Annotated in this window: 20 protein-coding genes and 1 pseudogene; 7 read left to right on the forward strand and 14 right to left on the reverse strand. The window is 53.3% G+C overall.

Features of this window, described 5'->3' with window-relative positions:
* Nucleotide 1: 1 nt before the first annotated feature.
* The gene (locus K7P76_RS11905) at nt 2–1,906 is read right to left on the reverse strand and encodes an ABC-F family ATP-binding cassette domain-containing protein (protein ID WP_232185518.1); all 1,905 of its coding nucleotides are present in this window, start codon (nt 1,904–1,906) and stop codon (nt 2–4) included.
* A gap of 254 nt (nt 1,907–2,160) precedes the next feature.
* Between K7P76_RS11905 and K7P76_RS11910 the strand changes: the two genes are divergently transcribed.
* On the forward strand, nt 2,161–2,592 hold the full coding sequence (locus K7P76_RS11910; protein WP_232185519.1) for a universal stress protein: 432 nt from the start codon (nt 2,161–2,163) through the stop codon (nt 2,590–2,592).
* 311 nt (nt 2,593–2,903) lie between these two features.
* A complete protein-coding gene (locus K7P76_RS11915) occupies nt 2,904–3,050 on the forward strand; it encodes a hypothetical protein (protein ID WP_232185520.1) in 147 nt (48 codons plus the stop codon).
* A gap of 158 nt (nt 3,051–3,208) precedes the next feature.
* Here K7P76_RS11915 and K7P76_RS33360 read toward each other — a convergent pair whose 3' ends face one another.
* Nucleotides 3,209–4,090, reverse strand: coding sequence for a cyclic nucleotide-binding domain-containing protein (locus K7P76_RS33360; protein WP_304518401.1), 882 nt, complete (start codon nt 4,088–4,090; stop codon nt 3,209–3,211).
* Between the two features lie 115 nt (nt 4,091–4,205).
* Between K7P76_RS33360 and K7P76_RS11930 the strand changes: the two genes are divergently transcribed.
* Together K7P76_RS11930 and K7P76_RS11935 are read left to right on the forward strand one after the other, a co-directional pair.
* A complete protein-coding gene (locus K7P76_RS11930) occupies nt 4,206–5,054 on the forward strand; it encodes an aminoglycoside 6-adenylyltransferase (protein ID WP_232185521.1) in 849 nt (282 codons plus the stop codon).
* Entirely contained in the window at nt 5,047–5,517 is a 471-nt protein-coding gene (locus K7P76_RS11935; RefSeq protein ID WP_232185522.1) for an SgcJ/EcaC family oxidoreductase, read from the forward strand. The genes K7P76_RS11930 and K7P76_RS11935 overlap by 8 nt, the downstream gene beginning before the upstream one ends.
* A 100-nt stretch (nt 5,518–5,617) precedes the next feature.
* On the opposite strand, the gene K7P76_RS11940 is transcribed toward K7P76_RS11935, so the two are convergent.
* A complete protein-coding gene (locus tag K7P76_RS11940; protein ID WP_232185523.1) occupies nt 5,618–5,803 on the reverse strand; it encodes a hypothetical protein in 186 nt (61 codons plus the stop codon).
* A 97-nt stretch (nt 5,804–5,900) separates the two neighbouring features.
* Complete coding sequence (locus K7P76_RS11945) at nt 5,901–6,719, reverse strand: DUF6597 domain-containing transcriptional factor (RefSeq protein WP_232185524.1); 819 nt, start codon at nt 6,717–6,719, stop codon at nt 5,901–5,903.
* Between the two features lie 129 nt (nt 6,720–6,848).
* Between K7P76_RS11945 and K7P76_RS11950 the strand changes: the two genes are divergently transcribed.
* Nucleotides 6,849–7,298, forward strand: a complete 450-nt coding sequence (locus tag K7P76_RS11950; RefSeq protein ID WP_232185525.1) for an SRPBCC family protein — start codon at nt 6,849–6,851, stop codon at nt 7,296–7,298.
* A 57-nt stretch (nt 7,299–7,355) separates the two neighbouring features.
* Here the strand turns inward: K7P76_RS11950 and K7P76_RS11955 are convergent, their stop codons facing one another.
* Nucleotides 7,356–9,527: a methyl-accepting chemotaxis protein gene (locus tag K7P76_RS11955; RefSeq protein WP_232185526.1), complete on the reverse strand. Its 2,172-nt coding sequence runs from the start codon at nt 9,525–9,527 to the stop codon at nt 7,356–7,358.
* Between the two features lie 169 nt (nt 9,528–9,696).
* Between K7P76_RS11955 and K7P76_RS11960 the strand changes: the two genes are divergently transcribed.
* Together K7P76_RS11960 and K7P76_RS11965 are read left to right on the forward strand one after the other, a co-directional pair.
* A complete protein-coding gene (locus tag K7P76_RS11960) occupies nt 9,697–10,512 on the forward strand; it encodes a hypothetical protein (protein WP_232185527.1) in 816 nt (271 codons plus the stop codon).
* Nucleotides 10,502–11,098, forward strand: coding sequence for a hypothetical protein (locus K7P76_RS11965; protein ID WP_232185528.1), 597 nt, complete (start codon nt 10,502–10,504; stop codon nt 11,096–11,098). Before K7P76_RS11960 ends, K7P76_RS11965 begins: the two co-directional genes overlap by 11 nt.
* A 125-nt stretch (nt 11,099–11,223) precedes the next feature.
* Here the strand turns inward: K7P76_RS11965 and K7P76_RS11970 are convergent, their stop codons facing one another.
* From K7P76_RS11970 to K7P76_RS12010, 9 genes and pseudogenes are all read right to left on the reverse strand, one after another.
* Nucleotides 11,224–12,312 (reverse strand): RNA-guided endonuclease InsQ/TnpB family protein, encoded by a 1,089-nt coding sequence (locus tag K7P76_RS11970; RefSeq protein ID WP_309244755.1) that lies wholly within the window; start codon nt 12,310–12,312, stop codon nt 11,224–11,226.
* A 372-nt stretch (nt 12,313–12,684) separates the two neighbouring features.
* Nucleotides 12,685–13,107 (reverse strand): DUF6157 family protein, encoded by a 423-nt coding sequence (locus K7P76_RS11975; RefSeq protein ID WP_232185530.1) that lies wholly within the window; start codon nt 13,105–13,107, stop codon nt 12,685–12,687.
* Nucleotides 13,108–13,179: 72 nt separating this feature from the next.
* A pseudogene (locus K7P76_RS11980) lies at nt 13,180–13,362 on the reverse strand (TGS domain-containing protein); the annotation flags it as partial.
* Nucleotides 13,363–13,634: 272 nt separating this feature from the next.
* Entirely contained in the window at nt 13,635–14,786 is a 1,152-nt protein-coding gene (locus K7P76_RS11985) for a glycosyltransferase WbsX family protein (protein ID WP_232185531.1), read from the reverse strand.
* Nucleotides 14,783–17,596, reverse strand: a complete 2,814-nt coding sequence (locus tag K7P76_RS11990; RefSeq protein WP_232185532.1) for a glycosylhydrolase-like jelly roll fold domain-containing protein — start codon at nt 17,594–17,596, stop codon at nt 14,783–14,785. The genes K7P76_RS11985 and K7P76_RS11990 overlap by 4 nt, the downstream gene beginning before the upstream one ends.
* A gap of 37 nt (nt 17,597–17,633) precedes the next feature.
* Nucleotides 17,634–18,518, reverse strand: coding sequence for a carbohydrate ABC transporter permease (locus K7P76_RS11995; protein ID WP_232185683.1), 885 nt, complete (start codon nt 18,516–18,518; stop codon nt 17,634–17,636).
* A gap of 15 nt (nt 18,519–18,533) precedes the next feature.
* Nucleotides 18,534–19,445, reverse strand: coding sequence for an ABC transporter permease (locus K7P76_RS12000; RefSeq protein WP_373692379.1), 912 nt, complete (start codon nt 19,443–19,445; stop codon nt 18,534–18,536).
* A gap of 77 nt (nt 19,446–19,522) precedes the next feature.
* Nucleotides 19,523–21,193 carry an extracellular solute-binding protein gene (locus K7P76_RS12005; protein ID WP_232185533.1) on the reverse strand — a complete coding sequence of 557 codons (1,671 nt, stop codon included), beginning with the start codon at nt 21,191–21,193 and terminating at the stop codon, nt 19,523–19,525.
* On the reverse strand, nt 21,190–23,358 hold the full coding sequence (locus tag K7P76_RS12010) for a glycosyl hydrolase (protein ID WP_232185534.1): 2,169 nt from the start codon (nt 23,356–23,358) through the stop codon (nt 21,190–21,192). Before K7P76_RS12010 ends, K7P76_RS12005 begins: the two co-directional genes overlap by 4 nt.
* Nucleotides 23,359–23,383 lie beyond the last annotated feature (25 nt).

Raw genomic sequence — 23,383 nt, forward strand, 5'->3', positions numbered from 1 at the left:
ATTACCCTTTCTTATTAGCCGCAATCTGCTCCGCCAACTCGTTAAGCTCGGTCCAGCGCTCAAGCAATTGATCCAGCTTGGCTTCGAGCCCCTGTTGCTCCTCCGCCAGTTGCTGCAAACGCGCGGAATCGCTGCTCGAAAGCTCCATCTGCTGCACGATGGATTTAATCCCTTCTTCCGTCTCGGCGATCCACCCGTCTATCTGTTCGTAGTCTTTCTGATCTTTGTACGACATCTTAAGCGGGCGCTCTCTGCTCTCCGGCTTAGAAGGAGCGGCTAACTTGGCGGGGGCTTGTTTCAATGCCTCTTGCCGTTCCGCGTAAGCTTGGTAGTCCGAGTAATTGCCCGTGTGGTGCGTAACGACGCCTTCGCCTTCAAAGGATAGTATCCGGTCCACCGTGCGATCGAGAAAATAACGGTCATGGGAAACGATAAGCACAACGCCAGGAAAATCGTCCAAATAATCTTCCAATACCGTCAACGTGGCGATATCCAGATCATTGGTTGGCTCATCCAGGAGCAGAACGTTAGGCGCGTTCATTAGCACGCGAAGCAACTGCAGCCGGCGTTTCTCTCCTCCGGAAAGCTTGGAGATGACGCTCCATTGCATGGAGGGCGAGAAAAGGAACCGCTCCAGCATCTGCCCGGCGGAAATCGTTGAACCGTCCGCCGTCTTCACTTGGTCGGCGCCTTCCCGGATATACTCCATAACGCGAAGGGATTCGTCCATCTCTTCGTGCTCTTGGCTGAACCAACCTAGTTTAACGGTCGTTCCGAGTTCGACGCTGCCTCCATCGGGTGAGAACTTCCCTGCTATCAGCTTGAGCAGCGTAGACTTTCCGCTGCCGTTGCGCCCAACGATGCCCACGCGGTCTTCCGGGACGGCAATATAACTTAAATCCTTAATAAGCGTCCGTTCGCCGAACCGTTTCATGAGCTTGTCGATTTCGATGATTTTCTTCCCTAGCCTTGAAGAAGCTATCGAGACGTCCATCTTGCCGCCGCTAGCCTTTGGTCCTTGCTCCTTAAGCGCTTCAAATCGGTCGATCCGCGCCTTCTGCTTCGTCGAACGAGCTTGGGCGCCGCGGCGTATCCAAGCGAGCTCGTTGCGCAACAGGTTCTGGCGTTTCGCCTCCGATGCGATTTCCCGCTCTTCCCTCTCAAGCTTAAGCTCCAGAAACCGGCTATAGTTCGCTTCATAGAAATGGGCGCGGCCTTGGTCGAGCTCAATAACACGATTGCTGACCCGATCCAAAAAATACCGATCATGAGTAATCATAAGCAGCGCGCCCTTACGTTTCTGAAGCATGCCTTCGAGCCATGCGACCGAATCGTTATCGATGTGATTCGTAGGCTCATCGAGAATGAGCACGTCGGATGGCTGAAGAAGCGCCGCAGCCATCGCTACCCGCTTCCTTTGTCCGCCTGAGAAAGTCGCCACTTTTTCGTCGTAATTCAATATACCCAGCTTCGTAAGCGCGGTCTTAGCCTCGCTCTCCAATTGCCAAGCCTCTAGCTCGTCCATTCTCTGATTCGCCGCGATCAAACGCTCCTGCAGCTTGGAATCGTCCGGATTCACCGCCAATGCCTGCATGATCTCGGCATAGTCGCGTACCGCCTTCAATTGCGGGGAGTCGCCGCCGAGTACATGCTCCAACGCCGTTTCCTCCGGCGCGAATGCCGGATCTTGCGCCAACATTCGAAGGACAACCGAACGGCCGATCGACACTTTGCCGGAATCGGCGGGCTCCAGCCCGGCCACAACCTTCAGCAGAGTCGACTTCCCCGTTCCGTTAACGCCGATAATTCCGATCTTATCGCCTGTTTCGATGCCGAACGTAACGTCTTCGAATAGGATTTTGTCGCTATAGCTTTTCGATATATTTTCAACGGATAGTAAATGCATGAAGAATCAACTCACTTTGCTACGAGGATACACAAGCAATCCTCCGTATCATATCACAATTTGATTATGGATTCCGGGAACCTTGTTTTGGAAATCACTATAATCTGAGTGCCCGAAAGATATAAACGCCTGTCGTTCCCAAGACGACTACCAGGATCGCCGGCAACAATTCGAAATTTCTGAAGCTATAGCAAGTTTATATTCGCTGCTGGATGTGGTTAAATAAGATCATACTGGCAAATGGAGGTTTAGACATGATATTCAAGCACATTCTAGTCCCTTACGATGGCTCCAACACATCCGCCAAAGCGTTAGACAAAGCCATTCAATTCGTAAAAGCCGATCCCGCTACTCAGCTCACGGTCGCGCATGTCATCAATCTTCAGCCGTTGGTTGTCGCGGACATCACTTTTGTCCAGCCGGAAGGTTATCAGGAGCAAGTTAAGAAACAAGGCAACGAGCTTTTGGATAAAATCAAACAGAGATTAGGGGAGCTCCCTCATACGAATGTTGTCGTGCTCGCGGGGTCTCCGGCCGAAGCTATCGTCGATTACAGCGATAACAGCGATTGCGATTTGATCATTATGGGGAGCAGAGGGTTAGGCGCGATTCGGGAATTTATGGTCGGAAGCGTAAGCCACAACGTCCTTCAGCATGCGCGCATTCCTGTCCTGATTATGAAGTAAGAAACCGGAGGCTTTGCCTCCGGTTTCTTACTTTTAGCGGATATCCATAATGAAGCAATCGACTCCTGAACCCCTAGTAACTCTCGGGGTCGACCGATCCGACATCCCTGTTCTTGCCTGCTGCTGTTAGCGAAAACGTACCTTTATCCCTTCGCATCAGGAGGAAAATAGGACCACCGCAGCCTCCCCTACCTCCTTTCCGCAAAAACGTACCATTATCCCATCCGATAAGGGGGGAGGAAAACCCTCGTTCATGCTTCTGAATACAAACCCGGAACCTTGTCGTAAACAATCATACGGTTGGAAAGGTCATGACCGTTTTTGGCGGCAAACTTCACCCTGCTTTGAACCCAATCAAGCGGCATGTGACCGCGTGGCTGAACGATACGTTTCAAGGCATCGGCGCCAAACATTTGCAGGCTTATTTAGACGAGTTTTGTTTCCGGGAAATCCGCTGATTGCAACTCACTTCTGAGGCGAGGGGATAATGGTACGATTTCTCCGAAATGGCACGGAAATGAGGTGCCGATTTTTTCCTGCTTTTCTGACGCTGCGGGATAATGGTACATAAGAAGAAAAAACATATTAAACCTAGATAAGCAGATGTCCATAACACTTATGCTTTCAACGATTCCGACAGCTCTCCGAGCCGCTGAGCTAACTGCGTGACTTCGCCGGTGGATGCGACCATCAGAAGCGTGGCTGATGCTTGTTCGTTGCTTCTGCGGGCACTATCCTCCGAGGCTGCCGCGACGCTGCCGATCTTCGTGCCGATCTGTTCCGTGAGCACGGCGATTTTCTCCGCGTTGTCTTTGGATAACACCGAAAGCTTGCGTATTTCCTCGGCTATGATCAAGAATCCGCGTCCGAATTCCCCGCTTCTGGCCGCTTCAATTCCGGCATTCAGCCCAAGAATTTGGGTTTGCCGAGCGACCTGCTGAAGGAAAGTCAGCGTGGATACGATTTGCCCGGATAGGAGCTCCACGTCTTTGACTTGCTCAGCGAGACGCTTCTCGTTCATTTCGATTTCCCCCGCGGAAACGGCGATTTCTTCAATACTTTGATGAATTCCGCGCGCGTGGTCTCCTAATTGCGCCGAGACCTCTTGGAGATCGCTGCCGATTCGCTGAATGAGCTCCCTATTATTGTTGCGGATTCGCAACGACAATGCTTTCATGATTCGCCAAGCGAAGGAACTGTCCCCGGCGACTAGCTCGCGAAATGCCGCCTCGTCGAGCGCCAGCAGGCGGCTTCTTTCCGACGCGACCGCCGTACCGCTTCTCGGAAGTCCTTCGAGCAGAGACATCTCTCCGAAGAAATCGCCTTGGGCGAATTTACCCACGGGAATGCGGGTACCGTCCGACACGACGTTTACTACCACCGTTCCCTCCAGCAAGACGTACATTTGCCTTCCGGTATCTCCCTCGTGAAAAATCGTTTCTCCGGCAAGGAAGATCATTTCCTCACCTTTAATTTGCGGAATTTCAGGTCCAGTCATCTCTTCCTTCACACTCCTTCTCTCTCTACCTCTTATATCGGTTGCGGCCATCAAAATCCGTACAGCAGCAGGGAAGTAAACGACTTATGTCTAATACATTAATCAGGTGATCAAAATGAGAAGCGAAAAAGAAGTTATATCACAATTGCTGCGCTATGCCGAACTTGATGCTCGGGTTAAGGTCGTTCTCCTAAATGGCTCGCGCGTAAACCCTAAAGTAAGCAAAGATATTTTGTGCGATTATGATGTCATTTTCGGCGTGATGGATACAAACTCTTTTGTCGAGAATCAGGAGTGGATTTCAAAGTTCGGCGAGCTCATCATTATGCAGCATAACACCATTCAGGAGGATGCCGAGGATTGGCCTATCTTCTTGATGCTTTTTACGGATGGCGTACGGGTCGATCTCTCAATTCGAAAAACAGAGCAAATCATAGAACCTGCAGATAGCCTGACGAAGGTGCTCTTGGACAAAGAAAACCTAATGGGTATAATAGAGCCTGCAAGCGATCGCTCCTATGTCACTAATAAACCGAGCAAAGAGCAATATGACGAGGCGTTAAACGAAATTTGGTGGTGTTCGACGAATGTCGCCAAGGGGCTATGGAGAGGCGAGCTTCCTTATGCCAAGTACATGCTGGATGTCGTCGTCAGGGATGCCGTAGTGACGTTGCTGTCCTGGTACATCGGGATGAATAACGGATGGAATATTAACACGGGGAAAGCTGGCAGATGGCTTGAAAGGTTTTTGCCGGGGGACGTTTGGACCGCGTTTGCCAAAACGTATGTAGGCGGCGATCCGGAGCACAACTGGAATGCGCTCCTCGAGACCGGCGAGTTAGTCAGAACGGTTGGGAAAGCAGTCGCAGACGGCCTAGGCTGCGACTATCCGCAAGCGGAGGACACGAAAGTAACGGAATATATCATTCAATTACGGAAGGGGAGCGCACGGGAAAATGGCTAACCAATCGAATAACACATACTCTGCCGAGGAAAAGGAAATCTATACGCTGTATCAACAATTGTTACAAGGATGGAACAACCGCAATGCGGACGACATGGCTAAGCTGTTCGCAGAGGATGGCGAGCTCATCGGATATGATGGAACTTTTATCGGAGGACAGTCGGAAATTTCCGCGCATCTTGCGCCTATATTTGCCGATCACCCTACTGCCGCCTACGTGAACAAAGTTCGGGTGATTCGATTATTGGGCCCCGATATCGCTTATCTTCGTGCCGTCGCAGGTATGGTGCCGCGCGGGCAATCGGAGCTTAACCCCAATGTACACGCGCATCAGACCATTATGGCGGTGAAGCAAGCGGGTAATTGGCGAATCAAGCTCTTCCAGAACACTCCCGTTCAGTTGCACGGCAGACCGGAGGAGGTTCAGCAATTGACCGACGAGCTCAGCCAATTGCTATCTTAGAAACGAAAGTTATATGCAAACCCAATAAGGCTGAACGTGGTCGCATTGCTACCTCGTTCAGCCTATAAAGCCGCGTCATGCAGATGACTTGGCGATTAAATTAAATGCGGATATCCAAGAACGTACTCAATCCGGACGGCTGCTGCAATTCACGCAATGTTTTCGCTGGATCGTTCTTCACATCGTTGATCATTTCTTGAACGACTTGTTCAGCTCTCTGCACACCCGATTGAACTGACTGGGTGATAACGCCTTCTCCACGACTGCCTCCAACGCTCATGCTCATTTGCATTTCCTCCGCTTTCATTTCTAGATATATCCAACACTATATCATGTAATCCGTGGTTTTTCACCTATTTTTAGCCAAAACGCCGTAATCTGTCTCATGCTTCTCTGGAATGGTCGATTGATCTTATATACTCATCGGGCGACTTGCCCAGGATGGCTTTGAAATCCTTAATGAAATGGGCTTGATCGTAGTATCCCATATCCGTAGCTAGTTTTACCCAGTCTATGGCTTCCCCGTTTTCGATCTTCTCGGCGACCTCATGAAGCCGATATCGTTGAATGACACCCTTCGGGTTTACGCCAACGTATTTACTGAAGAGCCGCTGTAATGTTCGCATGCTCATGCCGAAACGACTAGCCAAATGTTCAACCTTGAGAATGTCCTTCTCCGCTATGAGAACGGCTACCATCTCATTCAGAAGCGCGACGTTATCGTCTTGTTCCGGAAGATGCGAGATGAAAAAACGATCAATCCGTTCGACTAGATGAGCAACGTTTTTCGTAGCAAGAATATCTTCCTCAAGTATCCGCGCGCTTTCACCGAACACTTCCGTTAATGCCATTGATGAGCCGGTTAATTTCGAGACGGGCTGCTTCCAGAAAGGATAAAATCCGCCGGGATTGAATTTAACGGCGAACACGCTGCCTTGGCCTTGAAGCAGTTGCTCGGAGGTCTTCTCCCAGATTCCGTACAACCGGGTACGGCCGGGCTCGAAAACCAGATTGACGTTAGGATGGGAAAGCACGACCTGACGATAAGGCTCTTGACCCCTTAAATCCCACTCGACCACCCAATAATGCTGAATGTACACTCGGAGCTTTTCCGCTGGCTCGTACCGCAAGAGACTGAATTTCTGCTTACCCGCATCCGCTTGCAATATTCCTTTTGTTGAATGATCGGCTTTGGGATCCATCCATCCGGCTCCTTCCGTACTCCGGTCTGTCGCGTTTTTACAATACTATTCTCTCGTGTTATTCTACCATAAAAGATAGTAACCGGAGTGAACTACGTCATCTAATTGCACGCGAAAGGGGATTTAATCATGGAACTAAAATTCGTATTTTATATCGGGGCTTCCGCCGAAGTCGTATGGAATTCTTTCGTCTCGCCGGAGGGAACCAAGGCCAATTTCTTCGGTTGCATCATCGACTCCACTTTCGAACCGGGCAGTCCATATAAGTATGTCGGACCGGGCAGCGACGGCGATGAAACGGTTCATGTCTACGGCAAGGTGCTTGTCTTCGAACCGAACAAAGTGTTCAGTTGCACGGAGCACCCGGGACCTTCTTATAATCCGAACCACGCTGAGCTCGAGAGCCGCATCACGATAACGCTTGAGACCGTCGGCAACACGACTAAGTTAACCTTGGTCAACGACCAGTGGACGGACAACCACCCTTCGTTCTCCAACACCTCCGAAAGCTGGCCTATGATCCTAAGCAACATCAAAACATATTCGGAAACGGGCAAGACACTGGACTTCGGATGGTAAAAACAAACCCACCTATCGGCTTCGCGGCCATGAGGGTGGGTTTTTGCATTCACCTGACTATTTCTTAGCTGTTGTCTTCTTAAAAGGCTGAACTTTCTCTTTCAATTCGCGGGACAAGCTTGCGAGATAAGCGGCAGATGCAGCAACTTGCTGCATGGCAGCATTCTGCTCCTCGGCCGCTGCGGCGATGTTGCCCGTATCGTTCGCGTTCTTGGCCGCAATCCTCAGCAAATCCTGCACCGATGCGGCCATGCTGTCCGTGCTCGCGACAATTTGCCGGATGGAATCGTACACATCGGCAGCTTGCAGCGTGACCTTCTCGATACTGCTCCCGATGCCGCCGAAAGACTGCTCCGCTTCACGGGCAAGCTCGATCCCGGCGCTAGCGGCATCCGTTCCTTCATCCATGCTAAGCGCCGCATGAGCGATGGAGCCTTGAATTTCCGAGAGCAGCCCGCTAATTTCTCCGGCTGCACGGGAGGATTGGTCAGCAAGCTTGCGAATTTCCATGGATACAACCGAGAACCCCTTGCCCGCCTCTCCCGCCCTAGCTGCCTCGATCGCCGCGTTGAGCGCCAAGAGGCTCGTTTGCGATGCAACGGAAGTAATGAAGGCTACAATCTCATCGATGGCATTTGAGCTCTGTTTCAACTTAAGGACATATTCGGAGGATGTTTGCACCGAATAATGGATCGTATCCATCTGCTGAATAACCTGCGTCAGTGATTGGTTGCCGCCCTCGGACGCCGCTTTCGCTTTCATAGCCAGTTCCGACATCCGCTCCGTGCCGGCATTAATTTGTTTGACTCGACTGAGAACATCCTGGGCTGCGTCCTTGAAGCCTAGTACGATTCCCGCCTCCCGTTCCGCTCCTTCGGAGACGTTCTGAATAGAGTTGGCGATTTCCTCGGCCGCGCGCGTCGTTTCCTCCGTCCCGCTCTTCATCTGATCGGCGTGAGCCGACATTTCGTGTGAGGCGGCGGCTATGCTGTCCATCGTATCGCACAACCCGTCCAACGTCTGGTTAAATCTATCTCCAAGCCTTTGAAGCTCGTTACCAGACCGCATCTGGGTACGTTTCGTGAAATCGCCTTCCGACATGGCGATGGCCAGACGATCGATGTCCCGAATATTTTTCAGAATATAACGGCTATACAAATGCGCGAACAAAGCAACGATTACGCAGGAAACAATGATGATAGAGATCATAGGCTCGAAGAGCTTGAATAAAGGTCCATATAGCTCGCTTTCCGGGATGGTAAGGGCAAGCAGCCAGCCCGTATCCGGAACCGTGACATAATAGACCCGTATAGTGCGCCCTAAATTCTCATAAGTTCCCATGCCCTCGATATTCTGAATAGGCGCAGTCACATTCGCATCGAGCTCATCCACTAGCTGATCGTTGGCTGAACCACTCGGTTCGGCTGCGGAGGCCGGGCTCTCCTGAACCGTGCCGTCATCGGAACTCAAGTCCAGCTCAAGGCCGAGACCCGCCAGGTCGCCCTCCGTATCATCCGTGGCCTCCGAACCTGCTCCATCATCGGAACTCGCTGCCGCGCTCTCGCTTGGTACATTTTCGCTCATCGCGTTTTCGCTTGGCACGCTTTCGCTCGTTGCACTCTCTCCGTCGGCGGCCTCTTCGGGCGCAGGAGATGCCAGCATCTGCCGGGCTAAGTCGGCTAGCGATTTATTCGGGTCATCGGTGAGCTTCTCCGTCATCATCTTGGCATAATCTTTGCTGGACAGGATTAGACCGGTCTTATCGATCATGATGGCCGAGCCATTCCTCCCTACCGTAATGCTCCCGACAAGTTGCTGTATGTTATCTAGCGGGATGTCCGCTGTCGTTACGCCTATTAAAGTTGCATTTTCGTCAAAATAGGGAACCTTCACTTTGACCATCGCCGTCCCTGTCGTCTGATCCAAATACGGATCCTCGTATGAGACTTGCCCGCCCAAAGTACCATTGGCCTCCGCTACCGGGGCCAGAGTCTGCGGAGTAAGGACGGTCGAAATGAGTTTGTTCTCGATTTCATTCACGTATTGATGCGCCTGGCTTTTCAGTTTCTCCTCAATGCCGTCCGCGATCAACTGTCTGGAAAATGCATAGCTCACCCAGGTTAGAGTAATCGTGATGACGAGAACGACTGACATAAACGTTAGCAAAAATTGGTTCTGGATCGTACGAGGTCCGAGCGACCATCCCTTGAATCTGTCCTTACCGATCACGGGAATTCCTCCTAAGTTAATTGCACTTAGGCATAACACTAATAGGTAATATTTAACTCAGAATCATCGATAGGAACATATTGTGTAAAATTTGTCGAAAATCAAAGGGATTCATGAAATTGTTGTCGAATTTTCCTTAGGAAAGTAACATTTACCAAGATTGGACTTGATGACATTGGCGCAAAAGTTGACTAAACTGCGAATCCGCCCGGATATCCTTATCGTATCCGTGCTCCTGCTCCTTCCGATCAGCGTAGCAACTTATTGTTTTCTCCCGCAATATTATCGCTTCACGGCCCCCGGAGAAATTGTCTCCGTTCAAGAAATCGGCGTGAATGGCAGCGTGAGCTTCTGCTATGTACGCGAAGGATACACTCGAAATTTGTATGAACGGTGGTCCCTGCGGCGAGCGATGCCGGATGCGCAATTCGTTCCAGCCGACGCTTCAGCCAAAGACGAATTTTCCAACGTTGAAGAAATCGGCGAACAGGCTCGAAATGAAACCATTAGAAATGCGGTAAGTTCTGCGGGCGAGCAGATGGATGATCAGGTATCGGATGATGAATTAGAGCAAAGATTAGACACCCTTGTCGAAGAAACGTCCAACTATTACGGCGATTCGCTCGGGCTAATGCTTGGCATCGGCTTGGTCGAAGAGGAACAACACTTGGATTTCTCCGGGAATGGCCGGTATGTCATCTCCGGGACGGGAACGATGGAAGCAGACCATACGGTTGGCTCCGTCGGGGGGATACGGGATAAGCTTCGGACAGCGGAGAAGTTTGGGGCGGATTATTTTTTCGTACCTAAAGATAAAGAACATTTCTACTATGAAGGGCTCAGCAACGAGGAGGAAGCCGAACTGGTCGCGCAAGAACTGCATCTGAGCCTTCAAGTCGTACCGGTGGAAACCATGGAGGAAGCGCTGGATTTTCTAAGAACGTTAAACCATCTGGATGAGGAGAATACAGCGAATGAAACTTAAATCGGAATTGATGTCCAATGTTCTGTCCTTATTGCTCTGGGCTTTAGTCGTGTTGTCAGCGTTAGAACTATTAAGCACGATTATCTATGCCATTGACATTGACTTCTTCATCGAACATGCATACTCCTTGAACGGGTTTGTAAATTTAAGCTCGGTCGTTCTTTATTACATTATCCTCGTTATTTATTTAATATGGATCTACCGAATACATATGGATTTAATTGCCGTGTTCCCCAACTACCCCCGTTCGCCAGGCTCGTCGCTTGCTTGCATGATGGTGCCGTTCTACAACTTTTATGGTATACCCTCGACCTACAATTGGATTGGAACGCATTACTCTCGAGAGGCAATCGGCGTTGAAAAGCAGGGCCGTATCATTCGCTGGCTAGCTGCACCGTTGATTATCTTCTTCTTCATTACAAACGTTCTTAGCAAATACATCTCTAGAATAGACGATCCAAGCACGACGGTATTGCTTGTCCACTCCGCTTTTGAGTTTACCCTTTATTGCATTTTCTTGACCCTATGCATCAACGTGTCACGCGGCTTGAAAAATATCCAAGTGAATGCTCCCACCGCCTACTGAGGCGGGGGCTTCTTGTTTCGACGATCTCTGCCTTTCCCGGGAGAAAGGTCTTACATGATCTCCACAAGCGTTCGATGCTGCTCGCATCCCGTTCGGGGCAAACCCTCCCTACGGTGTTCGGCCCATCAAGCTGATATTTTCAAGGCGCGCTGCAAGATAATCTTGGCCGAAACAACGTCTCTGTCTTGAATAAGCCCGCATCTTTTACATTCATGAACCCTAACTGCCAACGTTTTCGGAACGTCCGCGCCACATAGACAGGTCTGCGATGTACCGTGGGCAGGCACTTGAACGAATCGCTTTCCATGTCTTTCGGCTTTATAGGACAGGTAGGTGATAAACTTTCTCCATCCGGCATCCGAGATGCTTTTGGCCAGGCGGCGGTTGCGTACCATGTTCCTAACTTTCAACTGTTCCACCGCGATCAGATCATGGCCCTGAACGATGCGGTACGATTGTTTATGCAGAAAGTCTTTGCGCTGCCGCGCGACTTTTTGGTGGGTTTTGGCGACCTTTCGTTTGGCCTTCTGCCGGTTGCGGGAATTTCGTTGTTTGCGGGAAAGCCGCCGCTGAGCGCGCCTCAGCCGCTTCTCCGCTTTGCGCAAATACCGCGGGTTGTCCACCTTTGTTTCATCGGACAGCGCCGCAAACGAGCTCAGCCCTACGTCAATGCCGACGGCGGATTCCACCGCTTGCATGACTTCCGTATTCGGCACTTTCACGCTGATGTTGATCATCCACCGTTCCCCATATCGTTTCACATTGATTTGCGTCACGCTCACCCGGTCGAAGGGACGGTGGACATTCATTTTGACAACGCCGATTTTTGGGAGATAGACGGTTCCCTCTTTGGCAAATGTCTTTTGTACCGCACCGGGCTGCGGGTAGGTAAAGGAGACGTATCGGTCTGCCGACTTGTAGTGGGGGTACCCTGCTTCACCGCGGAAGAAACGCTGATAGGCATCGTCCAAACGTTGTAGGCAATCCTGCAGCACTTGCGAATGGACTTCCTTGTAGGCTGGAAATTCCTTCTTTAAGGCAGGCAAGTCGTTCTGCTGCATGGCATAAGTGATGGTTTTACCTTCTTGGTTGTAGGCGGTCTCACGTTGTTCCTTGGCCTGATTGTAAAGCTTCCGGCACAAATCCAGCGTTCGATTCATTTGTTGTTCCTGTTCGGGGGTCGGATAGAGGCGAAACTGAAAGGTTATTTGCACAAAGGTTCACCGCCATAATGGGAACGTATATTCCTATTATACTACAAAAACATCCTCCATTCCAACTTTAGAAAATATGATAAGCGATCGATTCTGATGTCGGATTCAGGCAAATAGACAAATACAGTTAGGCTTTGCCTAACCGAAATTCATCCCCTCCCTACAGAGGAAGAGGACTACTCTCGGATTACTATTAAAAACCCCCACGACAAAGCTTCGGATATTCCTGCCGATTGGGTCGCTGCAAACGTAATGGGTTCGGACAACTCTAGCTCTGTGAAGCAGGCTTAGGGGCGCAAGGGGCGCAACGATTACTACAATGCGAAAAGCCGGAATCCCCATGGGTCCGGCTTTTGTTATTTGTTTTCTCTTCTATCGACTATTCCGCATTGCGGCTAATATTCTCAAATCCCCGCCATTCCCATTTGTAAAATCGTCATATTCCGCGGACTCCCGAGCAACGAGGGCGATTCTCCCCTCCGTATCGAAATGCAGGCCCCAGCCGTATTTCTTCGGCAGCATCGATGCCCGCAAGCAAGGCATAGGCTTCTGGAAAAAAGCCTCGCGAATTTGATCTCCCCGTGCCGAAAGCTCCTCTTCGGAAATCTCCTTGTGCTGGACATAGGTTTGATAGAGAAGCTCCTCTTGCGTATAAGTGTACGGATGGTTGAAGAGCATTTCATACTCGATGCGCGGCTTCGTTCTGCCGTTTTTCTTCTCCGGAGGAATCATTCCTCTCTCGGCAGGACAATCCCCCGCTACCGTAATGAACGAATCGTAATAATTCCATTCCAAATCGAATCCCTCCTTGCTTCACCGCTTTGTCTCCATTATATCCGAATAACCTGACAGATACAGTCAGTCAATCTGGCTGTCGAGCGTAATGATCCCGATATGGCTATCCTCTTCGATTGGCCTGTTTAGATCAACGGGTTTTCCATTGATTTTGCCGGCTACCGCGTTTTTCTTTAAGCTTGGACTGATGGACTCAGCAACCTGTTCAATCGTAGTCCCTTGACGAGTGCGTTCAGCTCGTGGTTCCACCCTAATTCGACCCGCCGATGGAACTGTTGGAGGACAAGAACATGCATCTTTAAAGGACATGAACTTACACTCTTAACCGAGTCCTCGAATGTTCAGTCATTTCTCATTGAAATAACAATCGGCTCCTTCAGGTTTGTTACTGAAGGCAGCCGATGGTTTTCATATTATGATTTGACTGCTTGGAACACTGCAGACAATGTAATCCTGCACATGTCTCCCGGCACCCAATATGGAGCTGCGACCCGTAAGCCTTGCCAACCGGTCGCCCTAGGAACAACTCACACGTTCGACGTATCGCCGAAGACGCGGCGAATCGCTTCTAGATAAGCGGTGCCGTGCACCGTGTCCGGTTCGATATAGCTGCCCTCGGTCCATTCGTTCCAGGAATTAACAGTTACGATCTGCGGAACGCCTTCGTCCGACCCGGCCAGAAACTTTTTCACCGCATTCATCGCTTCTTCAAAACTTTCCGGCGTATTTCCAGTAATAATCGGCGTAAAAGGATACCCGAGCGCATCGTAAATATCCGACTGCACCGTGCGCGGACTCGGGTCCCATCCCATCGAGACGTTGGGGAAATAGGGCACCGAAAATTCGTGCTTGAACTTGGTCCAGTCCTGTTCGGCCTGTTTGGCGACTTTGGCGTAATCAACGGTTGGAAACTCCTCCAGCGGCACGTTGTGAATCCACACGTAGGAGGTGACGCTGTCCACCCCGAGCGCTCGCGCCATCTCGTCCGGCCGCTCCAGCTTTTTCTCGCCCGGCAAGTTCTGAATTCCCCATACGACCGCGTTCACGTGCAGTTCGCCTAATCCGGCGGCCCGTACTTTTGTACGGAAGCGGTCGAGCGCGCGTTTAGTCGCATCCATCGTGCCAAAGCTTTGAATAAGACTCATTAATTCATAGAAGGAAAAGTACAAGCCGCCGTTCACACGCCAATAGGACGGTTGGCTAAAATAGTTGGCGATCACGTAATCGGTTGCCGCTTCGAACGCCTCATCGGACACAAGTCCGCTCGAGAGCACCGTATGGTTCATCCCCCGCTTGTACGGAAAAATATTCAGCCAGTCGTGGTTCGCCCACATCAGCGCAAACTTCAGCCGCTCGCGGTTTTCGGCATGTAAATAGCCCTCTTCCAACGCGCGGTGCAAAAACGGCTGATTGTCGTACCAGTACCAGTCATATATAAAAGCGTCGATGCCGTGGTCAGCCGCTGCTGCGATTTGACGTTCAGCCGTTTCCGGCTTCGACTCGTCCAGGTAGCCCCACAAAGGTTCTTTCGGCTGCTCGTGTCCCGGGAATCGGGGTGTGGCGCGCTTCACCAGCTCCCATTCGGTCCAGCCTTTCCCGTGAGTCCGCTCATTGATCGGATCGAGATGATAATTGGGAAAATAATAAACGGCAACCTGAGGCTTAAAGCTCGTGGTCATCCTGGTTTCCTCCATCCATTGGTGATAACGACGGGTCCGATCAATCCCGAAGGCTCCTGAGCCATCGCCCGATCGAAGGCGGACGGCTGCCGCTTGACCAGCGTATTGGTCACTTCGATACGCAAGCGGTTCACGCCTGCCGTGACTCTACCGCCGATGTCGTACCGGTACGGCGGGCAAATCCGGATACCGAGCGGCTGGTCGTTCAGCCATGCCTCGGTAATTTCGTAAGCTTCATTCAGGTCGAGCGTTGCGTACAGCTCCACCTCTTCCGCCCGCACCTCGAATTTCGTTTCATAGCTGATCGTTCCGGAGAACGACGGAAACAGCGCGGGACTCGCCAGATTCGTCAACGCATCCAGCTGCGCTGCCGGACGGAATTGCGGATAGTTCTCCGCATCGGCCAGACTGACCGTCCATTGTCCCAGCAGCTCAGCAAGCTGTTGACCGGATTGACGCGCGGAGAAATGTGCTTGCTGCAGCGCTTCGTTAACGAACGCATTTCCGGCGGTTGAATAGACGAGGAAGATGGATTCATACGGCTCCAGCCATAGATCGACCGTCGTCGTCTCTCCATCGCTAACACAATCGATTTCGTACGCTTCGTGGCGTAGCGCGTCGTAGGCGACCGGCTTGACGCGGCCATGCTTCATCGTGACCGGGGTATGAACAACCTTCGAACGGCTCTCATTGACGAAGAAATAAAGCTCCTCTCCTTCGCGGACGTAATGGCAATACCGCAGCGAAGGTTCGCGTTTGCCGACTTCTATGTCGCGTAAGCCGTGCAGCCCCAACCAATCGGACAACCCATCCAATGCGCAGACGGCGGTTCTCCGCGCCAGCTCCCCGAGCAACTCCGGCAATCCTGCGCTATTTTCCACACTTCGGCTTGGCAAACCGTCCGAGAACAGAACCGTCGCTCCGTGCCTCGTCAGTTCAAGCAATGCGGTCATAAAAGCTTCGGGCAAACACTCCGCGTACGGAACGATTATGATCTTGTAGCTTTCTTCGTGGATGACCAGTTGGCCGTCGCGTACAGCCGTGACCGCAGCTTGCGCGACAATCGTGTCGATCGGAACGACATCGCAGTCGATTTGGCGCAGTGCCAGTTCTTTGACGACCTTTTCGAACGGCTGATAGCCGCCAGCCCATTCCGCTTCGGCATGATAGACGACCGCCGCTGATGCGACATGACGCCCGCCGGAGAGCAGATGGCAGACCCGGTTGGCGTAACGGGACCATTCCGTGAAAAACCGCCACTGCGGATTTTCTCCCCGTGCATAGAAGTGAGGCGGGCAATCGGGATCCGGGTATTTCGGCGAGAACGCATGCGGCACGATGAAATTCACGCCCCGGACGCAAATATGGTCCGTGATCCATTTCATCAGCTTAAGTCCCTCTTGCCAGCCGTAAGCGCCGAACGCTTCGCAAATCGTCGTCCCCTGCTTCGCGGGGTCAATGTGCGCGGCGGAGCTGGCCATTTTGATTAAGCCCCAATAGAAGAAATCCGCGTCGAGATAGCCGAACGGCGAATGAAATTTCCCTTCCGTAAATTCCGGCCACAGATGGTAGACGACGTCGACGCCGGAATAGTCCATCCCGCTCACCGAACGGAAGAAGTGTCCGCTGCCGAACCCGAGCCGCGCGTGTGCCCCGTTGTCCTCGACCACGTGTCCGATCAGCTTAACGCCGTGCGACCGGCACCAATCGCCGATTTGGCGCATGTAGTTTTGTCCGAACAGCTTGCTGACCGTATTCATAAAAGTGAACCGCACCGCCGCGGTCTGGTCGCCGCCCTCATACCAAAGCAGCGGCAGCCACCGGCGAATGGCATTCAGTCCCTGTGCTTGCGCTTGTTCCTGTCCGTTTTCGTTTCCATTTCCTCCGCTGACGCTGACGCTTACGCTCCCGTCCTGGCTGCCGTTCCACGCCTTGTCCAATTCCGCCGGCAGCGTGTCCGACCAAGGTAATACGTACGGCGAATAGCCGGGCTTGGCGGGCTCTCCGCCGTAAGGAAACTCCAACTGCTTGCGGCCGAGGCTCGCATCGTAGGAACCGACGTTGCCGAAGCGCGGCTCGTCTGTGAAAAATCCCGCGATCGTTCGCCCGAAATGCTCCGCATACTTGCGGTAATGCGCTTCGTAAATGCGATCGATAAACATCCCGACCGCCCGTTCGTCGATCGGATTGATATAGTCCTTCGTATAGGCCTCGCCGCCAAGGCGCGTGCGAACAAGAATGAACACCCGCCATGCGCCTTCGGGAACGTCCCAGTGAAGCACGCCGTCGTGTACGAGATGCCCGATATCCGTCAAAGTCGCACCGTCAATTCGGTCTGCACCGTTTGTACCGTCCGCGCCGTCTGCGCCGTCCGCGCGTTTGGCGGCGACGACGCCCAGCAGCTTCTCCTCTTTTTCCAGCCACAGATCGACGAGAAACGAACTGCCCTTCAGCGGGCCAATCGCGTCAATATGCCTTTCCGCCAAATACGTCTTCAAATATTCCGGATGTGCGTCGCGGGCGAATCCGCCTGCGAACCCGCTCGGAAACTGGCAATCGTCGAACAACCATACCTTCATATCCAACTCTAGCGCCTCCGCTAGGATGACTTCCAGATCGCGCCACCAGCCGTCGCCCAAATAATCCGGGTGCGGACGCGATTCGACGACGAAGCTGTCGATGCCCGCCGCGCGCATTTGCCGGATTTCTTCGCGCAGCAGTTCTCCGTCTTCGCCATGCTGCCAGAATAAAGGCGCGATATATCCCGGCACCTGCGCGCCATCCATCAATTCCTTCCATCTTTCGCCCATTGCGCTTGCACTCCTTGCTCGTCGAATCCCGAATCTTTTACCCTTTTACACTGCCGAGCACGATGCCGCTGATGAAAAACCGTTGCAGGAACGGATAGACAAGCAATATCGGCAATGCCGCCACCAGCGTTTGCGCCGCTTTCGCCGTTCGGTTGGACACCTCTGACAACACCTTCAGTTCAGACACCGTCATGAAGCGCGGGTCCTGGTTGATAATGACCGTCTGCAGGTAGCTTTGCAGCGGGTAGTTATGCGGGTCGTTCATGAGAATCAGGCCGTCGAACCACGAATTCCAGTGCGTTACGCACGTGAACAGCAGCACCGTCGCCAACACCGGCTTGGAGAGCGGAAAGATCACCTTCCATAGCGTCGACCAGTGGCCAGCTCCGTCGATATAGGCCGCTTCCGACAGCTCCCGGGGCAATCCGCGCATAAAATTCAGCAGCAGAATGACATTGAACACCGGCACCGCGGCAGGAAGCGTCAGCGCCCAGATCGTATCCAGCAGGTGCAGCTCCTTCAGCAACACATAAAACGGAATCAGCCCGCCGTTGAACAAAATCGTGACGACAAAATACCAGACGTAAACGCTGCGGAAACGAAAATGCCTCGATTCCTTGGACAGCGGGAACGCGACCAGCACGGTCAGCAGCATCGCCAGCGGCACGCCGATCGCGATTCTTTCGAGCGCAACGAGAAACGAGGTGAGAAATTCCGATTTCGACAGTGTGTACTGATAAGCCATCGTCGTAAAATCGACGGGCCATACGTTCACCAGACCGGCGGTTGCCGCAGAGCTGGAGCTGAAGGAAATAGCCGCAATATGAATCAACGGCAGGCAGCATACCGCCGCAATAATCGCGAGCAGCGAATAGTTTGCGAACTGAAACAGCATTCTCCCCGGCGAGCTTTTCTGTACCATCATCTGTTCACCCACTCAAAAAATTCTATAGCCAGCCAACCGGTAGGCCAGAAAGTAAGACAGCGAAATAAATACCAGCGACACAACCGATTTGAACAGGCCGACCGCCGTCGCCACGCCGAACTGCATGTCGAGCAAGCCCATCCGGTACACCGCGGTGTCGATAACGTCGCCCGAACGGTAAACGAGCGGACTGTACAGGTTGAACACCTGATCGAATCCCGCGTTTAGAATATTGCCGAGGCTCAGCGTCAACAGCAAAATAATGACCGGAAACAACGCCGGGATCGTCACATGGATCGTTTGCTTCCAGCGGTTACCCCCGTCGATGACGCACGCTTCGTACAAGCGCGGATCGACGGCGGTCAGCGCCGCCAAATAAACGATTGTGCCGAAGCCGAATTCCTTCCAGACGTCCGTCGCAACGAGCACGTAAGGGAAAATCCGATAATCCCCGAGGAAAAAGACCGGTTCGATGCCGAAAAAACCGAGTACGGCGTTGACGATCCCGCTGGAAGGAGAAAGGATTTCGATCAGGATGCCGCCAAGCAGCACCCAGGACAGGAAGTGGGGCAAATAAACGAGCGTTTGAACCGTCCGCTTGAAGAACCGTACCCGCACTTCGTTCAGCAGCACGGCGAACAGAATCGGCACGATGCCGCCCGCCACGATTTTCAGCATAGAAATGTAGACGGTGTTGAACAGGATGCCCGGCAAATCGGGCAGCTGCAGCACGTAGCGAAAATTATCGAGATTGTTGAACGGCGAGCCGAAAAACCCTTTCGACGGATTAAAATCCTGAAAGGCGATCGTCAGCCCGACCATCGGGCCGTAGCTGAAGATCGCGATCAGGACCGCGGCCGGCAGCACCATAAGGTGGAGCGGCAACTCCGTCGACCACTTTCCCGTTCTTTCCGATTTATGCAATATCGGCAACTCCTTTCATGGGCGGTAAGGAATGCGAAACGCTTCGTCCTCCCCGCCCATTCTGATCGAACCGCCGCTTATTGCAGGGATGCGGCCCAGTCGTTGACTTCTTGGGTAATGTCCGCGCCGCCGAGCGAGTTCCACTGGCTGACGAACTTGTCGAATTCGTCGATCGACGCTGAACCCATGATGATTCGCGTGAACGTCTCCAACCGGATCTTGTCGAGCGACGCCATCTTGGCCGTCATAGTGTCCGTCGCAGCGCCGTAAAACTCATTGAACTGGATGCGCTTCTCCGTATCGTACAGATCGAGCACGCTGAGCGAGCCTTCTTCTCCCGCCCATCTGTAAGTGCCCCAGAAGCTCTTGTCGCCGGCTAGAAACTTCTGAATCTGGTCGTAGTTGTCCTTCGCGTCATAGGACAGCTCCGCGCCGTTCGCCGCCGCGTCCTTGATATTCAGGTAAATATTGATGTTCTGTCTGGCGTCCTGGCCGATGACCGCCGCCGTATGCCACAGGTTTGGCGCGTCCTCGGATGTCCAGAACGCCAGATCGCGGCCCTTCTCGCCGTACTGCTTCTCTACGGCGAAGTTCAGCAATTTGACGACCGCTTCCGGATTTTTGACGTTCTTGTTGACGACGTAATATTGCAGAACGCCGTTGTTAAGCGCCACCTTGGCCGGCTTGTCGTCGGCGGATACGATCGGGAACGCTTTCCAGTCCGCATCTGGGTTGTTCTTCACATGATCCGGATAAGGGTAGAACGCGTTGCCGGACATGCCGAACTGCAGCCCCACCCGGTTGGCCGTCATATCCTCCGCCAACTTGCCGTAATCCTTCACGCCGAACTCGCGGTCGATCTGGCCGGCGTTGTACATTTCCTGCAGCTTGGCGAGCGCGGTCTTAACTTCCGGTTGTACACTGCCGTAAACGAGTTTGCCGCTTGCATCCTTGATCCAGCTGTTCGGGTAGGCGTGGTAGCCTTCGAAAAAGCCTTGCAAAGCGGCGAGCCAACCGAACAGCTCCTTCTGCACGGCCAACCCGTACGTGTCTTTCTTGCCGTTGCCGTCCGGATCGCCGTTCGTGAACGCTTCGGATATTTTCAACACGTCGTCCATCGTCTTCGGCTCGGCCAGTCCCAGCTTCGTCAGCCAGTCGGTACGCACCCAGATCATCGAAGCCTGGTCGAGCGAACTGCTCATGCTTGGCAGCGCCATCAGCTTGCCTTGGAAGGTGGCGGATTTCATGCCGATGCCGTTGTCCGACTCCATGATCTGCCGGGTCAACGGCGTCGCATAGTCGTTGTAGGCTTGGGTCAGATCCTGGATCATGTCCGATTTCATCAGCTGGTTCAACTGTTTGGAGTTGACCGCCATGAAGTCGGGAATGTTGTTGGACGCAATGGTAATGTTCATCTTCTGTTCCCACTGCGCGGACGGGACGGTCCACAGATTCTTCACTTTGATTCCCAGCTCGCTGTCGTACGTTTGATACCAGATGTTGTTGTCCATCGACACATCCCCGGCGAACGTATCGCCGTCATAAAGAACCCGCACCGTGGACAGCTCGATCGCCGGGTCGTATTTGCCGGTTGCGGCCGGCGAAGCGCTGCTCGTACTCGTCGCGCTGGCCGACGATTCGGCCGGAGATGCGTCCGGCGAGTTGCCGCCGCTGCATGCGGACAGCGTCAGGGAAAGTGTCAATGCCGGAAGGAAAAAGCGCAATCCGCGTTTGGACTTAGTCGTCATTTTGTCGTTACCTCCGTCGTTATGGTCCTATTCGTCTTATCAACGACCAGCAGCACGCCGCCGTATTCGCCCAGCGCCAGCCGGATAGGCCGCCCCGCTTCAATCGGAGTTGCGTCTCCTGTCGCGGGGTCCAGCCGCAGGATTGTTCCACCACGGGAGACGCCCGCGATCGTGACGTCCCCTTCCCAGGCATCCGGGCTATCGTTGATGATAAAATAAATGTCTTTGCCTTCTATGAGCCGATGGGCGACGCGCAGCTCTGAATCCGGCTGCCCGACCGTCACGTCCTTGACAAAGTCGCGAACGAGGGTGGCCGGCAGCGCCGTCGCCACGTCGTCCACAATCCGATAGCCGTTGTCGCTGCCGTCGAAGATATTCGCGGACAAAGCCTGCAGATCGGGGCACGGGAAGCTTTGCTCGGTATTGACTGGCACGTCTCCCAATGCGATGACGGTACCGCCCGCCCGCCAGAATGCTTCGATGACGCGGACAGCTTCGCTCCTCAAGGTTGTGACGCCCGGAAGCACTAGCGCTTTCCAGCTCAATTCGCCGTACACCAGCTTGCCGTCCGACACCTCGCAAGCGGATAAGGCCGTGTTGTCCAAATAAGTAAATTCGTATTGCGACTTGTACAGAGCGTTGCTTGCGTCCTCGAACAGCTTGGCGATGCGCTCGGCTTGCGGCCCCGCCTCGTCGACCCAATGGCGCGAAGGCGCGAAAGCGGTCCATAAGCTTTCGATCGGATAATACACCGCCACATCCGCCACGTGACGACCGCCTTTGAGCAAGGCACAGCAGCGGCCGATCCAGACGTTCAGCTCAGCCAACTCCTCATCGCTTAATTCCGGGAACTTACTGTACGTCGTAATCTTATTGATGCCTCCGGCTATCAGCCGATTGCAGGTGCCCCTGTACTCGGCAAGCGATATTGCCAAAGGCGGACTGCAATTCAGCTCGTGAAACTCGGTCGTTTCGCTCATCGTGTGCAGCTTGCCTTGCAGGTCGGCAATGCTGCCGACCATCTTGGCCACCATCCAAGGCGCTTGCGCAGGCTTCATCGTCAGGCAGTCCATTCCCGGCGCGTCGAGCTGACGCAGGCAGCGGAACAAATCGCCGTAGTTCGGAACATGCTGCACGGGAAACTCCTCAAGCAGCAGATGGCCGCCGGACGGCAGATTGTGCTCTCGGCACCACGATCGCAATGCGCCGAAGTAATTATCGGACACGAGTTCGCCGATCAATTGCCAGAAGTCGAAGCGCACTCGCCTGGAGACGTTCCCCGCTTCGATGAACAACGCCGACAGCACCGGCATCAGTTCGTAGCCATACCTCTCGCGGAACTGGCCAGCCAGTCGGTCCGACCACGGCAGCGGCTTGTACGGCATTTCACGCATGAACAGGCTCATCAGCGAGGGTTCATCCGTAAAGGCCGCTTCAAAGTACCTGCCCAAATCTCCCCCAAGCTGTTCCGCGTAGCGGTCGTGTGTGACCCGGATAAATTGCTGCACAGGCTCGGGGAGAAGCAAATTGATATATTTCTGTTTGCCGGGGACACCGCTTACGCCCGTGTGTGTCCCTTCGAACAACGGGCCGGAAGTGATGGCAACTACACGCCACTCCCCCATGCCGCCTGCCCAGCTTATTCGTCCTGCCTGCACATGCGGCGTCAGATCGATGGCTCGTCCCAGATCGGCAACGCCTTCCGCTAACGGATAAGCTGCGGCGGAGACGAGCGTGCCCGGAGGAATCTCCAGATGAACCTGACCGCCAACGCCTTCGCCTTCGGTGATCGTCTCCGCCGCGAACAGACCGGCGGCCTCCCATTCGGGCCGATCCCGCAGCGTGATGCCCCACGCCACGCCGGACGGGAAGCCCGCCTCGTCGTACAGCCACATGGTTAAGCCCGCTTCGTCGGCTAACTCCACACCTTTGCGGAACGTCGCCCATTTAAAAGCGCTTTCGACATAGCCGCCGTCCATTGACGCGTCGCACGTCACGCCGTCGAAGCCTTGGTTGCATACAACGCCACCGTACCCTTGGCGGACCATTTGCGCGATATCGCGCGCGGCTTGCGCAGGATCGTCGGGCCAGGCGTGAATGATTTTCAGCATGCGTGCGTCCTTGGGCGGATTTATGAATGTTTCGATCCACGATTGCGATTGCAATTGCATATCCTCCGATGTTTGTCTG

Origin of the sequence: Cohnella silvisoli (genome assembly GCF_021190915.1) — a bacterium.
Classification (GTDB): domain Bacteria; phylum Bacillota; class Bacilli; order Paenibacillales; family Paenibacillaceae; genus Cohnella; species Cohnella silvisoli.

Coding starts and splice junctions, on each gene's coding strand:
- K7P76_RS11945 (WP_232185524.1), bottom strand. CDS start 6,719: ATGGATCCCAAAGCCGATCATTCAACAAAAGGAATATTGCAAGCGGAT.
- K7P76_RS11965 (WP_232185528.1), top strand. CDS start 10,502: ATGAAACTTAAATCGGAATTGATGTCCAATGTTCTGTCCTTATTGCTC.
- K7P76_RS11950 (WP_232185525.1), top strand. CDS start 6,849: ATGGAACTAAAATTCGTATTTTATATCGGGGCTTCCGCCGAAGTCGTA.
- K7P76_RS33360 (WP_304518401.1), bottom strand. CDS start 4,090: ATGACTGGACCTGAAATTCCGCAAATTAAAGGTGAGGAAATGATCTTC.
- K7P76_RS11940 (WP_232185523.1), bottom strand. CDS start 5,803: ATGAGCATGAGCGTTGGAGGCAGTCGTGGAGAAGGCGTTATCACCCAG.
- K7P76_RS11990 (WP_232185532.1), bottom strand. CDS start 17,596: ATGGGCGAAAGATGGAAGGAATTGATGGATGGCGCGCAGGTGCCGGGA.
- K7P76_RS11905 (WP_232185518.1), bottom strand. CDS start 1,906: ATGCATTTACTATCCGTTGAAAATATATCGAAAAGCTATAGCGACAAA.
- K7P76_RS11985 (WP_232185531.1), bottom strand. CDS start 14,786: ATGACCACGAGCTTTAAGCCTCAGGTTGCCGTTTATTATTTTCCCAAT.
- K7P76_RS11910 (WP_232185519.1), top strand. CDS start 2,161: ATGATATTCAAGCACATTCTAGTCCCTTACGATGGCTCCAACACATCC.
- K7P76_RS11960 (WP_232185527.1), top strand. CDS start 9,697: ATGACATTGGCGCAAAAGTTGACTAAACTGCGAATCCGCCCGGATATC.
- K7P76_RS11915 (WP_232185520.1), top strand. CDS start 2,904: ATGACCGTTTTTGGCGGCAAACTTCACCCTGCTTTGAACCCAATCAAG.
- K7P76_RS11995 (WP_232185683.1), bottom strand. CDS start 18,518: ATGGTACAGAAAAGCTCGCCGGGGAGAATGCTGTTTCAGTTCGCAAAC.
- K7P76_RS11935 (WP_232185522.1), top strand. CDS start 5,047: ATGGCTAACCAATCGAATAACACATACTCTGCCGAGGAAAAGGAAATC.
- K7P76_RS11930 (WP_232185521.1), top strand. CDS start 4,206: ATGAGAAGCGAAAAAGAAGTTATATCACAATTGCTGCGCTATGCCGAA.
- K7P76_RS12005 (WP_232185533.1), bottom strand. CDS start 21,193: ATGACGACTAAGTCCAAACGCGGATTGCGCTTTTTCCTTCCGGCATTG.